Genomic DNA, 15,541 nt, shown 5'->3' with positions numbered 1-15,541 from the left:
AGCTAAAAGGATTTGTAAAGCAATGAAATATAGAACTTGGAGCATTTTAGGTGGGTTGAGCTTAGCGATCGCTTGCATGTCTAGCACAATTGCACCTGCTAAAGCCCAGTCACTTTTAGATTTTCAACCCAAAACAGAAGTTACTCCACAGCTAATCGATAGCATCAAGGACTTAGGAACAAGTCTTGATGGCTTTATCCCCAAAAAGTTGCAAGAGTCAGAATCACCGATGGGAAGCAATCGAGCGATTATTGGCGAAGATCAACGCCTGCCAATGATGAGTCGCGAATATCCTTGGTCAACGGTTGGCAAGATCGTGATGGTTAGCAAAGATAAGAAGGAATATTCTTGTACAGGAACTTTAATAGGCAAGTCCCTAGCGATCACTAATGCTCACTGCGTATACGATGAAAGTGGAAAGCTATTCCCCAATATCTTCTTTTTACCGAATTTAATTAATGGACGATTGCGGTCAAAAAATGATGTGGCTTCAGTACGAAATGTCTTGACAGGGACGAGTAAACCTAATTGGCAATCAGCAGATGATTGGGCGATTTTAGAATTGAATAAGCCTTTGGGTGAGAAGTATGGTTTTATCAAATGGCGCACGGTTCCAGTAGCTTTGTTACAGAAATACAAGAATCGTATATCCGTAACTGGCTACGCAGGAGATTACCCTGATCCTAAAGTCTATAATGAGCTTTCTGCGGGTAAGGGCTTCACGGCAGGGGTGCATTTAAAGTGCAGTGTGTTGGGTGAGAATGGTGGAATGCTCGTGCATGACTGTGATACTAATCCAGGGGCTTCTGGCTCAGCGTTGATTAGTAAGATCGATGGAGTTTATCAAATCATTGGGCTTCATGCCATAGGACGCAAGGATCGCAATGGTCGTGGGGTGGAAAACTATGCAGTGCGGATTGGTCGGATTGAATCCGCGTTAAGCAAGCTTAGGTAAGCATCGAGTTACCGCAGTAATTCGATATCGTTTGTTGATTGGGCTGATATGCCTGAATAGTGGTGGTAATGCTTCTCCCATACGAGGGATTGGTGAATATTTGGTTGTATTTTTTGTAATGAATGCCTATTTCTCGGAATATAGATTTATCCTGTCTGGTATGAGATCGCGGATTTCAACGTAAATGCGAGGATTTTGGTGATGAATAAGTTTTTTGGGGTTGCGATGTTGATCTTTTTATCTTGTGGTCAAGCGCAAATGGTTATGAGTGAAAGCATCCAATCTCAAACAACACAAGACTTCAAAACAGAAGCGGATCGATTGTTGAATTTAGGAATTAAAGCGATACGCGCCAGTCAATACCTAAATGCAATTCAGTTCGATCTCAAGGCTCTTGGCGTTTGTCGAGAACTTAAAGATCGTGAATGTGAAGGTCGTGCGTATAACGGATTGGCTCTTGGACACTATTATTTAGGAGAATATGATAGAGCAATTGATTACCATGTGCAAAGATTAGCGATCGCACGCGAACGCAAAGACAGACTCAGTGAGGGGAAAGTGTTGGGGAATCTGGGTGTAGCCTACTATTCTCTGGGCAAATATGACAAAGCGATCGACTTCCAACTGCAAAGCTTAGCGATCGCACGGGAAACCAAAAGCCGTATCGGTGAGGGAATTTCGCTGGGAAATCTGGGAAACGCATACTACTCCCTCGGCAAATATGACAAAGCGATTGAGTATCATCAGCAAAGCTTAGCAATCGCGCGGGAAATCAAAAACCGTCTCAGCGAGGAACAGGCGCTGGGAAATCTAGGAAGTGCTTACGAAGCCCTCGGCAAGTATGAAAAAGCGATCGAGTTCCAAGTGCAATCCTTAGTAATCGCGCTGGAAATCAAAGACCGTCTCGGTGAGGGGCAGTCGTTGGGAAATCTGGGAAACGCTTACTCTTCCCTCGGCAAATATGAAAAAGCGATCGAGTTCCAAGTGCAATCCTTGGCAATCGCGCGGGAAATCAAAGACCGTCTCAGCGAGGAGCAAGCGCTGGGAAATCTAGGAAACGCATACCATCGCCTCGGCAAATATGAAAAAGCGATCGAGTTCCATCTACAAAGCTTGGCAATAGCGCGGGAAATCAAAGCTCGTCTTGGTGAGGGACAGTCACTAGGAAATCTAGGAAATGCTTACTATGCTCTCGGCAAATATGAAAAAGCGATCGAGTTCCAAGTGCAATCCTTAGTAATCGCGCGGGAAATCAAAGACCGTCTCGGTGAGGGGCAGTCGTTGGGAAATCTGGGAAACGCTTACAATTCCCTCGGCAAATATGAAAAAGCGATCGAGTTCCATCTGCAATCCTTAGCAATCGCGCGGGAAATCAAAGATCGTCTCGGAGAGGGACTTTCGCTGGGAAATCTGGGAATCGCTTACGATTCTCTCGGCAAATATGACAAAGCGGTTGAGCTTCAACTACAAAGATTAGCGATAGCGCGGGAGATCAAAGACCGTCTTGGTGAGGGACAGTCGCTAGGGAATCTTGGAAACATATACAAAAACCTTGGCAAATATGACAAAGCAATCGAGTTCCAACTGCAAAGATTAACGATCGCGCAAGAAATCAGAGACCGCCTCGGTGAGGGACAGTCGATAGGGAATCTGGGAATCGCTTACTATTTTCTCGGCAAATATGAAAAAGCGATCGATTACCATATGCAATTCTTAGCGATCTCGCAGGAAATCAAAAATCGCGATGGCGAAGGGATATCGCTCAACAATCTGGGTGCTACGTTTGCTCAAATCAGTCAACCCGAACTCGCAATTCTCTTTTATAAAAAATCGATCAATGTACGCGAAGCGATCCGCAAAGATATTCGCAAACTCAACAAGGAGGAGCAAAGATCTTATTTGGAAACTGTCTCTAGCAGCTATAAGAGATTGGCTAGTTTACTCCTCAATCAAGGTCGAATCATGGAAGCACTGCAAATTCTCGATCTTCTCAAAGTCCAAGAACTCGAAGACTATTTCAAAAACATTAAAGGAAGCGACAGATCGGCGCAAGGTGTCCGGCTTTTAGAGCCAGAGAAAGCGATTAGCGATAAGCTGTTAGCGGCTAGCTTTAACAATAGCAAGGAAATCAATAGTCAACTTGCCAATCAGATTCAACAACTTCCCAAATCAGAAATCAACAAAGTACCCGACTATCTCCAAAAAATTCCACGGGGAACCGTATTACTCTATCCATTAATTTTAAGCGATCGCCTCGAAATGATTCTCTTCTCACCCAACAGCCTTCCGATTAGTCGTACTGTTAACATCTCCAAAGATAATCTGGAAAAATTGGTGACAGAATTTAGGGCGGCTCTCATTGATGAAGGCTCTGAAGACTATCGCGAGCCTGCCACTTCTCTGTATAACTTGTTGATTAAACCCATCGAAGCAGACTTAGTACAATCTCAAGCAAAAACCATTCTCTATGCTCCCGATGGCATCCTGCGCTATATTCCCCTCGCTGCGCTCTATGATGGCAAACAATGGCTCAGCGAAAAATATCGGGTTAGTAACCTGATTGCCTATACTCTATCTGACTTCTCACTCAAGCCCAATATTCAGCCCAATATTCTCGCTGGAGCCTTTGGCGGCAAAACAGGTGAGAAAAGGTTTGGACAGCAGAGTTTACCTGCAACCCTCAAAGAAGTGGAAGCGATCGCAAGTTATTTTCCCAATTCCGTAACGTTGCTAGAGGATGCTTTCAGTCGCCAAGCCGCCGAAGATAAATTCAAAAATCATAATATTCTGCACTTTGCGACTCATGCCGAGTTTAATACTGGTACACCTGATAACTCCTTCATCATTTTTGGCAATGGCGACAAAATCCGCTTGAGTGAACTGACCGATTGGCAGATCCCCAATGTGGAATTGATCGTACTTAGCGCCTGCCAGACTGGTGTGGGTAAGCTGGGTACTGGCGTGGAGATTTTGGGCTTTGGTTATCAAGTTCAGAAAGTGGGCGCAAAAAATGCGATCGCTTCGCTTTGGTCGGTGGATGATGCAGGTACGCAAGCTCTAATGGAAGCTTTTTATAAAGAGCTCAAAAAAGCTGATGTCTCACCCACTGAGTCTCTAAATAGAGCACAAATTTCTCTAATTAAATCATCTAAGTTCAATCATCCCAAATACTGGTCAGCATTTTTTGTGATCGGTAATGGATTGTAAAGGAAAAAGGAAATATAGCCACTTTCAGTTTGCCGTAGGCAAACTGAAAACTCAAAAACATTATTGAATTTGGGGTTTTGGTTTTCAATTGAGTCTAGGCTCATTTGAAAACCGCTATATGTGAGTTCGGAATAAAGATTATTTAAAAGATTGGGAAATGAGATCGCTAGTAGTGGATTTTGGGAAATAGCAAGCAGTCGCTTTTTGTCGAGATTATTTAAGCAATTGCCTCAAGCTTTACGATTCCAGAAAAACGCCGATCTTGCGGAATTTTTGATAACGCATTTCTTGTAAATCTTCCACTGGTAATTTACTTAAGCGATCGAGATTCTCCACGATCGCGGCTTTCAGATTTTCCGCAGCTTGTAATGGTAAACGATGTGCCCCACCCAGAGGCTCATCAATTACATAATCAACGATTCCCAAACGCTTCAAGTCAGGAGCAGTGATTTTTAAAGCTTCAGCAGCTTTGCCCGCCTTTGCTGCATCGCGCCAGAGGATCGCCGCACAAGCCTCAGGAGTCGCTACTGTATAAACCGAGTTTTCAAACATCATGATGTGATCGCCAATGCCGATCCCTAAGGCTCCGCCCGATCCGCCTTCACCAATGACCGTGCAAATAATTGGCACGCTTAATCCAAACATTTGCCGTAAATTTGCCGCGATCGCTTCGCCTTGTCCTTGCTCTTCTGCCGACACCCCAGGATATGCCCCAGGCGTATCAATCAGAGTAATAATCGGCAATTTAAACCGATCAGCATGATCCATCAGTCGCGCCGCCTTGCGATATCCCCCAGGAGAAGCCATACCAAAGTTGCGGGTCATGTTGTCCTTGGTGTCGCGCCCCTTTTGATGCCCCAAAATTACTACAGGGCGGTCATTTATTCTAGCGATACCACCCACTAATGCAGGGTCATCATTGCCTCTGCGATCGCCATGTAGCTCCATCCACTCATCAGTAATCGCTTGCACATAGTCAAGTGTGCTAGGACGACGGGGATGCCTTGCGATCTGCATTCGCTGCATTGCGCCTAGTCCAGAAAAAATCTCACGCCGCAAAAGCTCGGCTCGTTGCTCTAAAAGTTGGATCTGCTCAAACATATCCACATCGTTGTCATTCGCGAGTTCGCGGATTTGGGCGATACGGTTTTCTAGTTCAACAATGGGCTTTTCAAAGTCAAGCAGGATTTGGCGATCGGCCATGATGCAATTTTTGTATAGTAGATACCAATTCTCAGATTAGCAGACAAAGGGCTAGTTATGGTGACTTGGGTTCGTCACGATGGCGTTATAGTAGGAATAGGTTTTGACTAAGAAATGTAATGGCGCAAACACTCGATGCGGATGTAATTGTAATTGGCTCAGGGCTGGGCGGATTGGTCACGGCGACGCAATTGGCGGCGAAGGGGGCAAGTGTAATTGTCCTTGAGAGCTACTTGATTGCGGGGGGGAGTGGGGGCTATTTTGAGCGCAATGGCTATCGTTTTGATGTGGGCGCGTCGATGATTTTTGGTTTTGGCGATCGCGGTACGACAAATCTCCTCACCCGTGCGCTGGCGGCGGTGAATATGAAGATGGAGACGATTCCCGATCCAGTGCAGATCCATTACCATTTGCCGAATAATCTGGAAATTGAGGTGCATCGCGACTATGAAAAATTTCTACAAGAATTAGGCGATCGCTTTCCCCATGAGCGTGAGGGGATTCGCAAGTTTTATGATGAATGTTGGAAGATTTTTAATTGCTTAAATGCGATCGAGTTGCTGTCCCTCGAAGAATGGCGCTACTTGATGCGGGTGTTTTTTCAGAATCCCTTGGCTTGTTTAGGATTAGCGGCTTATCTGCCCCAAAATGCAGGGGATATCGCCAAGAAATATATTCGCGATCCAGAGTTGCTACAATTCATCGATATGGAATGTTATTGCTGGTCAGTGGTTCCCGCCGATCGCACGCCAGCAATTAATGCAGGAATGGTCTTTAGCGATCGCCATTACGGGGGCATTAACTACCCCGTTGGTGGCGTGGGTAAGATTGCTGAAAAGCTGGCGGAAGGTTTAGACAAGGCAGGTGGTGAAATTCGTTATGGGGCAAGAGTGACCCAGATTATTCCTAAAGCAAAATCTGGTAAAGGTGCGATCGGTGTCAAACTGGCGAATGGGGAAGTTCTCTATGCTAAGAAAGTCGTTTCCAATGCCACACGCTGGGATACTTTTGGGAACTTACTCAAGGATGAACCTCTGCCCAGTGGTGAAAAAGGTTGGCAATCGCGTTATCAAAAATCCCCTAGCTTTCTGAGTTTACATCTCGGTGTCGAAGCTTCCGCAATTCCTGATGATGCAGCTTGTCATCATATTTTGTTGGAAGATTGGAACGATATGCAAAAAGAGCAAGGTACGATTTTTGTGTCGATTCCCACGCTCCTCGATCGCTCCCTTGCGCCTGAAGGCTATCATATTGTGCATACCTTTACGCCTAGCTGGATGAGTGAATGGGAAGGTTTATCTGCTTCGGAATATGAAGCGAAGAAAAACGAAGCGGCGAGAAAGCTATGCGATCGCCTGTTAGCAATTTTCCCGAAACTAGAAGATTGTCTCGACTATCAAGAAGTTGGTACACCCCGCAGCCATCGCCGCTTCCTCGGTCGTGCGGATGGAACCTATGGACCAATTCCTGCGGGTAAGCCTCTAGGTCTTTTGGGAATGCCTTTTAATCGTACTTCTATTCCCGATTTATATTGTGTTGGCGATAGCACCTTCCCAGGGCAAGGTTTAAATGCTGTCGCCTTTTCGGGTTTTGCTTGCGGTCATTTGGTTGCATCATCATTAGGGCTTGTATAAAATTATGAGGAATAAATTTTATCTCTTGTTTTTGAAATTCCAATATCTGATTGCAAGATTGTAACTATACGGAAGAGAGGGTATACTAACTAGTAACGATAACTATATTCAACCAATAGCTCGTAAATTTCACCCTTAATTTAACTATGGATTGGCAATCTCGGATTACCCTAAACCCAAATATTCTAGTTGGTAAGCCTGTCATTAAAGGAACAAGACTTGCAGTTGAATTTATAATTGATCTTCTTGCTCAAGGCTGGAGTACTGACGAGATTTTGCGTAATTATTCAGGCATTACCGTTGTGGATATTCAAGCCTGTCTCTATTACGCCAGTGCTTCTCTCAAAGTAGAAAAAGTTTATGCTATTGCAGCTTAGCTCATGAATTTCCTTGCCAATGAAAATTTCCCCTTTGATGCTGTTGAAGCGTTGCGAAAAGATGGACATGACGTTGCTTGGATTAGGGTTGACTCTCCTGGAATCTCTGATCCAGAAGTTTTGAGTCGTGCCCAAGCAGAAAAACGTATTCTCTTAACCTTTGATAAAGATTTTGGAGAATTAGCTTTTCGGTCAAAATTGCCCGCTACAACTGGCATTATCTTATTTCGGATTAAAGCACCATCTGGAACCGTGGTAGCTGAAAAAGTTGCAAGAGTGATCGCCATGCGCGATGACTGGTATGGGCATTTTAGCGTTATTGAAGATGATAAAATTAGAATGAGAGTTCTTAAGAATTAAGGTGATAGTGTTACAGATGCGATTATGACGAGGGTCGGTGAGGTACTATTCCGCCTAACACTGCGTTGGAGCCGACTATTCAGAAGCAATCTATAAAACTAAAGTTTATCTACATCGGCACAACTAAGCCGTTAGGCGGCATCGCACACCTCATGAATAAATTAATTGGATGAATAAATCGGACACTCAGAAATTGGAGGCGATCAAGGCGAGACTCATCGAAGGCATGAGAGGTTATATCGCCGATGGGGATGAAAGCTACACCGAGGAAGAAATCAAGAAGTGCGACAAGATTTTGCAGCAATTCATGATGCGTTTGGGTAAACTTGGCATGTCCGTGGCAGAGATAGCGATACTTGATTGTGTGAAGCAAGCAGTGTTAGATTTGAACGCCCTAAACAGTAGTGTGGATGGCTGCCTTATCGAGACAGATCAGCGTGAGGACTTGTGCGAGTATATTTTGTTTGCAGCGAAGCGGTCAGGCTTGAAGCAGGATGGCGATGTCACTGAGGAGTGGAGAGAATGGTAGAGCGATCGCCTTTAGAAGATAATTTGTTAATACGATCGCATAGAAATCACGGCTCACAGAAATAGCGATCGCCTTTAAAAGATAGATTGTTGGTGCGATCGCCTAGAAATCACGATTCAAAGTAATAGTGATCGTAAAGTTAAGAAATTGATAGCAGCCGAATAAAGTACTTTTGGGAAGAACAAACAACACCATTACAACTGACAGGCAATCTTGCTCAATTTGAAGCGCGTGTAATTGTTTTGAATGCGAAAGTCTCTGATTTTGAACCAGCAAGGTTAGTATTTGCATGGACAAAAGCGCCTAATGTGCCTCTAATTTTAGGACAGGTCAACTTTTTTATGCAATTTGATGTTTGCTTTTATCGATCGCAACTTTCCTTTGAGGTATGCCATAAGAAACAAGTCTAATATTTCCTCGACTAAAGTCTCATGAGCCTAACCAAAATCCTCACTTTTTTGTCATCTGGACAATACAACTAAGATTGCATAATTGTAGTAGTAATAATTTTTTAATGACAATCATGACGACCACTCTCAAACGCACTCCTCTTTATGACCTCCATGTTGCTGCTGGTGCGCGGCTAGTGGAATTTGGCGGTTGGGAGATGCCCGTGCAATATAAAGGGCTGGTCGCTGAACATAAGGCAGTGCGATCGCAGGTAGGGATGTTTGATGTGTCGCATATGGGCAAATTTGCGATCGCAGGTGAAGGCGTTCTCGAAGCTTTGAACAAACTTGTGCCATCGAACTTAGGGCGATTAAAGGTGGGGCAAGCGCTATATACAGTTTTACTCAACGAGCAAGCAGGAATTATTGACGATGTGATTTTTTATCGTCATGAGTTCGATGGCGATCTCGAAAATTGGTCAGTAATCGTCAATGCCTCGACTACCGATAAAGACAAAGCATGGTTACAAGAACATTTAGGCGATCGCTTGATTGATAACTCAGCATCGCAAATCTTGATTGCTGTACAAGGTAAAACTGCGATCACCACTATTCAAGATCTCGTGACAGCGGATTTATTGAAATTACCGCGTTTGCGATTTGGGCATACTCACACCGATATTTTGGGAACACCCAGTTTTATTGCGCGGACGGGCTATACAGGGGAAGATGGCTGCGAAATCATGACTGATATCGAAACGGGTAAAGCGCTTTGGCAAAAATTACTCGATCTTGGTGTTGTACCTTGTGGCTTAGGTTGCCGTGACACCTTGCGTCTGGAAGCAGGAATGCATCTCTATGGACAGGATATGAATGACACGATCACACCTCTGGAAGCCGATCTTCAGTGGATCGTGCATCTCAAAGAGAAAGGTGATTTTATTGGGCGTGAGGTTTTAGAAGAGCAGAAAAAAAATGGAGTCACCCGCAAATTAATCGGCTTAGAATTAGAAGGACGCAATATTGCCCGCCATGATTACCCAATTCGTTATGAAGGCGAAACTGTCGGGCTTGTCACCAGTGGCACAATGTCCCCAACTTTGGGCAAGGCGATCGCCTTTGGCTATGTCCCACCTGAACTAGCAAAAATGGAGCAAATTCTCCAAGTCCAAATCCGCGACAAAGAATTTCCTGCTAAAGTCGTTAAACGCAACTTTTTGTGATTTTTCTGTCAATTTCAAGATTTATCGCTGGCGTGATAAATCTTGAAATTGGGTTGTCGGGAAAAAGAGCTTGACAATTAGATCGTAGCTGCGTTAGGATAATGTGCTTATGTCTTGAGTTAAACCTAGACATATACTCCGCCCACTAAAACTGCAGTCACTTAGTGCATGAATAAGCCTACTCTTGTTACTCCTGCCTTCGTTCTACCAGATCTTGTAGAAATCCAGCGGGAGAGTTTTCGATGGTTCCTAGAAGAAGGACTTATTGAAGAGCTTGAGAGTTTCTCACCGATTACAGATTATACGGGCAAAATGGAACTCCATTTCATTGCCAAAGATTATAAACTCAAGCGACCCAAATACAGTGTTGATGAGTCCAAACGTCGGGATGCCACCTATGCCGTACAGATGTACGTTCCCACGAGGCTTATTAACAAAGAAACAGGAGAAATAAAGGAGCAAGAAGTTTTTATCGGCGATCTGCCTCTAATGACAGATCGTGGAACATTTATTATCAATGGTGCTGAGCGAGTCATCGTCAATCAGATTGTGCGTAGCCCTGGGGTTTATTACAAGCAAGAAATTGACAAGAATGGTCGTCGCACCTACAACGCCAGCCTTATTCCTAACCGAGGAGCATGGCTGAAGTTTGAAACCGACAAGAATGATCTTGTATGGGTTCGTATTGACAAAACTCGTAAACTTTCTGCGCAGGTACTACTCAAAGCGATTGGCTTGAGTGATGCCGAAATTCTTGATGCTCTTACTCACCGTGAGTACTTCCAGAAAACAATTGACAAAGAAGGTCAGTTTGACGAAGACGAAGCACTCAAAGAACTTTATCGTAAGCTGCGCCCAGGTGAACCACCTACAGAGTCTGGTGGTCGTGAACTATTGCGATCGCGATTCTTCGACCCCAAACGTTATGACCTCGGAAAGGTTGGACGTTACAAGCTCAACAAAAAATTGCGCTTAAATACCCCAGACACCATGCGGGTATTGACTGAGAAAGATATTCTCACAGCAATCAACTATCTGATCAACCTCAAGTTTGACATCGGTGAAATCGATGACATTGACCACTTGGGCAACCGTCGCGTTAGGTCAGTTGGTGAATTGCTACAAAACCAAGTTCGTGTTGGCTTAAATCGTCTAGAGCGGATCATTCGCGAACGGATGACTGTGTCTGATGTTGACGCTCTCACGCCAGCCTCGTTGGTTAATCCCAAGCCGCTAGTAGCCGCAATCAAAGAATTCTTTGGTTCCAGCCAACTGTCTCAGTTCATGGACCAAACCAATCCTCTTGCTGAGTTAACTCACAAACGCCGTCTTAGCGCTCTTGGCCCTGGTGGTCTAACTCGTGAACGTGCAGGCTTTGCGGTGCGGGATATTCACCCAAGCCATTACGGTCGCATCTGCCCCATTGAAACTCCTGAAGGTCCTAACGCAGGGTTGATCGGTTCTTTGGCAACCCACGCTCGAGTTAACCAGTATGGATTCATTGAGACTCCTTACTACGCGGTCGAAAACGGCAAAGTTCTAAAAAATCAAGAGCCTGTCTATATGACGGCTGATGAAGAAGATGAATTCCGTGTCGCCCCTGGTGACGTAGCTACCAACGACGAAGGCTATATCTTCCTTGAAATCGTGCCAATTCGCTATCGCCAAGAATGGGGTACGGCAAGTCCCGAAGAAATCGATTATGTCGCGGTCTCGCCCGTACAGATTATCTCGGTGGCAACATCGCTGATTCCATTCCTTGAGCATGATGACGCTAACCGAGCCCTGATGGGCTCGAACATGCAGCGTCAAGCCGTCCCACTATTGCGTCCTGAGCGTCCTCTTGTTGGTACTGGGCTAGAAGCTCAAGCCGCTCGTGACTCAGGGATGGTGATTGTCTCGCGAGTCACAGGTGAAGTCTCCTATGTATCTGCCGATGAGATTCGCGTCAAGGCTGATGATACTGGACTAGAAAGCAGCTACCGTCTGCAAAAGTATCAGCGATCGAACCAAGACACCTGCTTAAATCAGCGTCCTCTGGTCTGGGTTGGCGATACTGTGGTTTCAGGACAAGTTCTTGCCGATGGTTCAGCAACCGAAGGCGGCGAAATCGCTCTTGGACAGAACATTCTCGTTGCTTATATGCCTTGGGAAGGCTACAACTACGAAGACGCAATTCTAATCAATGAGCGTTTGGTAATTGATGACGTTTACACTTCGATTCACGTTGAAAAATATGAAATTGAAGCAAGACAAACCAAGCTTGGCCCCGAAGAAATTACTCGCGAAATTCCTAACGTCGGTGAAGATTCGCTTCGCAACCTTGATGAGCAGGGCATTATCCGCATCGGTGCTTGGGTAAGTTCTGGAGAAATCCTTGTCGGTAAGGTCACACCTAAGGGTGAATCCGATCAGCCACCTGAAGAAAAACTTCTCAGAGCGATCTTTGGCGAAAAAGCTCGTGATGTTAGAGATAACTCTTTGCGCGTACCTAACGGTGAGAAGGGTCGTGTTGTAGATGTGCGCGTATTTACTCGCGAACAAGGCGATGAGTTACCCCCAGGGGCAAACATGGTCGTCCGCGTCTATGTCGCTCAAAAACGCAAGATTCAAGTTGGTGACAAGATGGCAGGTCGTCACGGTAACAAGGGCATTATTTCGCGCATTTTGCCGAAGGAAGATATGCCTTTCTTGCCCGATGGCACTCCCCTCGACATCGTGTTGAACCCTCTGGGCGTACCTTCACGTATGAACGTCGGACAGGTGTTTGAATGCTTGCTCGGTTGGGCTGCGGAAAACTTGAATGCCCGTTTCAAAATCGTGCCATTTGATGAAATGTACGGCGAAGAAGCTTCAAGAGAGCTGGTGAATGGTCAGCTAGAACATGCCCGCAAGCACACTGGCAAAGACTGGATCTTTAATGATGAATTTCCAGGGAAATTGGTCGTTTATGACGGACGTACTGGTGAGCCATTTGATCAGCCTGTGACTGTTGGTAAGGCTTACATGCTGAAACTAGTTCACCTTGTTGATGACAAGATTCACGCACGTTCGACTGGTCCTTACTCTCTGGTTACACAGCAGCCCCTCGGCGGTAAAGCTCAACAGGGTGGTCAGCGTTTTGGAGAAATGGAAGTATGGGCGTTGGAAGCCTTTGGTGCAGCCTATATTCTCCAAGAACTGCTCACGGTCAAGTCTGACGATATGACGGGACGTAACGAAGCACTCAATGCGATCGTTAAAGGTCACGCAATTCCTCGACCTGGTACGCCAGAATCATTCAAGGTATTAGTGCGAGAGCTTCAGTCTCTATGTTTGGATGTCTCAGTCCACAAGCTGTCCGAGGACGGCAGTAACCAAGATACTGAAGTGGATTTGATGGTAGACACTGGCTCACGCCGTACACCAAATCGTCCTACTTATGAGTCAGTCTATCGAGGCGATATCAACTTTGATGAAGATGATGACTAGCTAAATCAGATAACTCGTAATTCGTAATTCGTAATTGATAATTACGAATTACGAATTACGAATTTATTGATAATCAGTTGAAGAATTTATAAATAGTCAATTTACTAAGGACGTTGTAACGTATGGCGAAAGTGGAACAGCGATTTGACTATGTCAAGATTGGCTTGGCATCACCTGATCGCATTCGTAAATGGGGCGAACGAGTTCTACCAAATGGCAGTTTGGTTGGCGAAGTCACAAAACCTGAAACTATTAACTACCGCACATTAAAGCCAGAAATGGATGGCTTATTCTGTGAACGGATTTTTGGTCCTGCAAAGGATTGGGAATGTCATTGCGGTAAGTATAAACGCGTGCGCCATCGCGGTATTGTCTGCGAACGCTGCGGTGTAGAAGTGACAGAATCACGGGTACGTCGTCATCGCATGGGCTTTATTAAGCTAGCTGCCTCAGTTACCCATGTGTGGTATCTCAAGGGTATCCCTAGTTATATGGCTACTTTGCTGGATATCCCTCTACGTGATGTTGAGCAAATTGTTTACTTCAATGCCTACGTTGTCCTTAATCCTGGAATTCAGTCCGAGGTTGATGGCGAAGTTACTGTCGTTAATAGCCGCGAAATTCGGGTGCGAGGAGTAGACGGTGTTGAGGTGGCTTATCCACTACACCCCAAGCACACTCCAACTACGACAGAAGGAAAAATTGTTGAGGTGGGAGAAGTGATTGCTACTGCCTACAATCTCTCTTATAAGCAGTTACTGTCAGAGGATCAATGGATTGATCTTGAAGATCAGATTTATGCCGAAGATCCTGTACTAGACGGAATTGAAGTAGGTATTGGTGCTGAAGCAATTAAGCAGTTATTACAAAATATCAATCTTGAGAAAGAAGCAGAGCGGCTCCGCACCGACATCGAAAACTCTAAAGGTCAAAAACGCGCCAAATTAATTAAGCGTCTGCGCGTGGTTGATAACTTTGTGGCAACTGGTTCTAGACCAGACTGGATGGTATTGGATGTCATTCCAGTCATTCCTCCAGACTTGCGTCCGATGGTACAACTTGATGGTGGACGCTTTGCTACAAGCGACTTAAATGATCTCTATCGTCGAGTAATTAACCGTAATAATCGCCTAGCGAGATTACAGGAAATTCTTGCGCCTGAAATTATCGTCCGTAACGAAAAGCGGATGTTGCAGGAGGCTGTTGATGCGTTGATCGATAACGGTCGTCGTGGACGCACGGTGGTTGGTGCAAATAATCGCCCACTCAAGTCTCTCTCGGACATCATCGAAGGTAAGCAGGGTCGTTTCCGTCAAAACTTGCTCGGCAAACGGGTTGACTATTCAGGTCGTTCCGTTATTGTGGTAGGTCCTAACCTCAAGATTCATCAATGCGGTCTGCCCAAGGAAATGGCGATCGAGCTATTCCAGCCCTTCGTGATTCATCGCCTGATTAAAACAGGACTGGTCAACAACATTAAAGCGGCGAAGAAATTGATTCAACGCAATGATCCAGCCGTTTGGGATGTCCTTGAAGATGTGATCCGTGAACACCCAGTCATGTTGAACCGCGCACCGACGCTGCACAGATTAGGTATTCAAGCTTTTGAACCTTTGCTGGTAAGTGGTCGAGCAATTCAATTGCATCCGCTTGTATGTCCAGCCTTTAACGCTGACTTCGATGGTGACCAAATGGCAGTTCACGTTCCTTTGTCGATTGAGGCACAGGCGGAAGCACGTCTATTGATGCTTGCATCTAATAACATTCTCTCACCTGCAACTGGTCGTCCGATCGTTACACCTAGCCAAGATATGGTTTTGGGTTGTTACTATCTCACAACGGATAATCCTTACAAACAGAAGGGTGTAGGACGTTACTTCTCCAACTTCAATGATGTTGTGATGGCGTACGAACAGGGCGAAATCGATATTCACGCCAATGTTTGGGTGCGTTTTGAAGGAATTCTTGAAGGACAAGGTGAAGAAAAAGACGATGAAGAACCCAAGGTCACAGTTCTAGAAGATGGTACGAAAGTAAAGGAATTTGAGTTCCGTCGTATTCGTGAAGATGCTGAAGGCGGTTTGATTTCTCAATACATTAAAACCACTCCTGGGCGTGTGATTTTCAATCAAGCAATCTATGCATCCCTAGCGAGCTAACTGTTTATAGTCACATCGCTTGGCGACGTGACTA

At 45.2% G+C, this 15,541-nt stretch carries 10 protein-coding genes and 1 pseudogene; 10 read left to right on the top strand and 1 reads right to left on the bottom strand.

Annotated features, from left to right (window positions below):
* Positions 1 to 22 precede the first annotated feature (22 nt).
* Positions 23 to 955 carry a trypsin-like serine peptidase gene (locus PseudUWO311_RS14730; RefSeq protein WP_142656011.1) on the top strand — a complete coding sequence of 311 codons (933 nt, stop codon included), beginning with the start codon at positions 23 to 25 and terminating at the stop codon, positions 953 to 955.
* A 264-nt stretch (positions 956 to 1,219) separates the two neighbouring features.
* Positions 1,220 to 4,162, top strand: coding sequence for a CHAT domain-containing protein (locus tag PseudUWO311_RS14725; protein WP_190303507.1), 2,943 nt, complete (start codon positions 1,220 to 1,222; stop codon positions 4,160 to 4,162).
* A 237-nt stretch (positions 4,163 to 4,399) separates the two neighbouring features.
* Here the strand turns inward: PseudUWO311_RS14725 and PseudUWO311_RS14720 are convergent, their stop codons facing one another.
* Positions 4,400 to 5,365: an acetyl-CoA carboxylase carboxyltransferase subunit alpha gene (locus tag PseudUWO311_RS14720; protein WP_142656009.1), complete on the bottom strand. Its 966-nt coding sequence runs from the start codon at positions 5,363 to 5,365 to the stop codon at positions 4,400 to 4,402.
* 119 nt (positions 5,366 to 5,484) lie between these two features.
* Here PseudUWO311_RS14720 and crtH point away from each other — a divergent pair, with 119 nt between their 5' ends.
* From crtH to rpoC1, 8 genes and pseudogenes are all read left to right on the top strand, one after another.
* Positions 5,485 to 6,999, top strand: coding sequence for a carotenoid isomerase (gene crtH / locus PseudUWO311_RS14715; protein WP_142656008.1), 1,515 nt, complete (start codon positions 5,485 to 5,487; stop codon positions 6,997 to 6,999).
* 146 nt (positions 7,000 to 7,145) lie between these two features.
* A complete protein-coding gene (locus PseudUWO311_RS14710; protein WP_142656007.1) occupies positions 7,146 to 7,376 on the top strand; it encodes a DUF433 domain-containing protein in 231 nt (76 codons plus the stop codon).
* Between the two features lie 3 nt (positions 7,377 to 7,379).
* Positions 7,380 to 7,736: a DUF5615 family PIN-like protein gene (locus PseudUWO311_RS14705; RefSeq protein WP_142656006.1), complete on the top strand. Its 357-nt coding sequence runs from the start codon at positions 7,380 to 7,382 to the stop codon at positions 7,734 to 7,736.
* Between the two features lie 169 nt (positions 7,737 to 7,905).
* Complete coding sequence (locus tag PseudUWO311_RS14700) at positions 7,906 to 8,265, top strand: hypothetical protein (RefSeq protein WP_142656005.1); 360 nt, start codon at positions 7,906 to 7,908, stop codon at positions 8,263 to 8,265.
* Positions 8,266 to 8,432: 167 nt separating this feature from the next.
* Positions 8,433 to 8,675: pseudogene (locus PseudUWO311_RS24910) on the top strand (hypothetical protein); the annotation flags it as partial.
* A gap of 113 nt (positions 8,676 to 8,788) precedes the next feature.
* Positions 8,789 to 9,877: a glycine cleavage system aminomethyltransferase GcvT gene (gcvT, locus tag PseudUWO311_RS14690; protein ID WP_142656004.1), complete on the top strand. Its 1,089-nt coding sequence runs from the start codon at positions 8,789 to 8,791 to the stop codon at positions 9,875 to 9,877.
* 168 nt (positions 9,878 to 10,045) lie between these two features.
* Positions 10,046 to 13,348: a DNA-directed RNA polymerase subunit beta gene (gene rpoB / locus PseudUWO311_RS14685; protein ID WP_142656003.1), complete on the top strand. Its 3,303-nt coding sequence runs from the start codon at positions 10,046 to 10,048 to the stop codon at positions 13,346 to 13,348.
* Positions 13,349 to 13,470: 122 nt separating this feature from the next.
* Positions 13,471 to 15,507: a DNA-directed RNA polymerase subunit gamma gene (gene rpoC1 / locus PseudUWO311_RS14680; protein WP_142656002.1), complete on the top strand. Its 2,037-nt coding sequence runs from the start codon at positions 13,471 to 13,473 to the stop codon at positions 15,505 to 15,507.
* Positions 15,508 to 15,541 lie beyond the last annotated feature (34 nt).

The sequence above is a fragment of the Pseudanabaena sp. UWO311 genome, from assembly GCF_006937785.1.
Lineage (GTDB): Bacteria > Cyanobacteriota > Cyanobacteriia > Pseudanabaenales > Pseudanabaenaceae > Pseudanabaena.
Note: the sequence above shows the minus strand (reverse complement) of the source record. Positions and strands in the feature narration are given on the sequence as shown.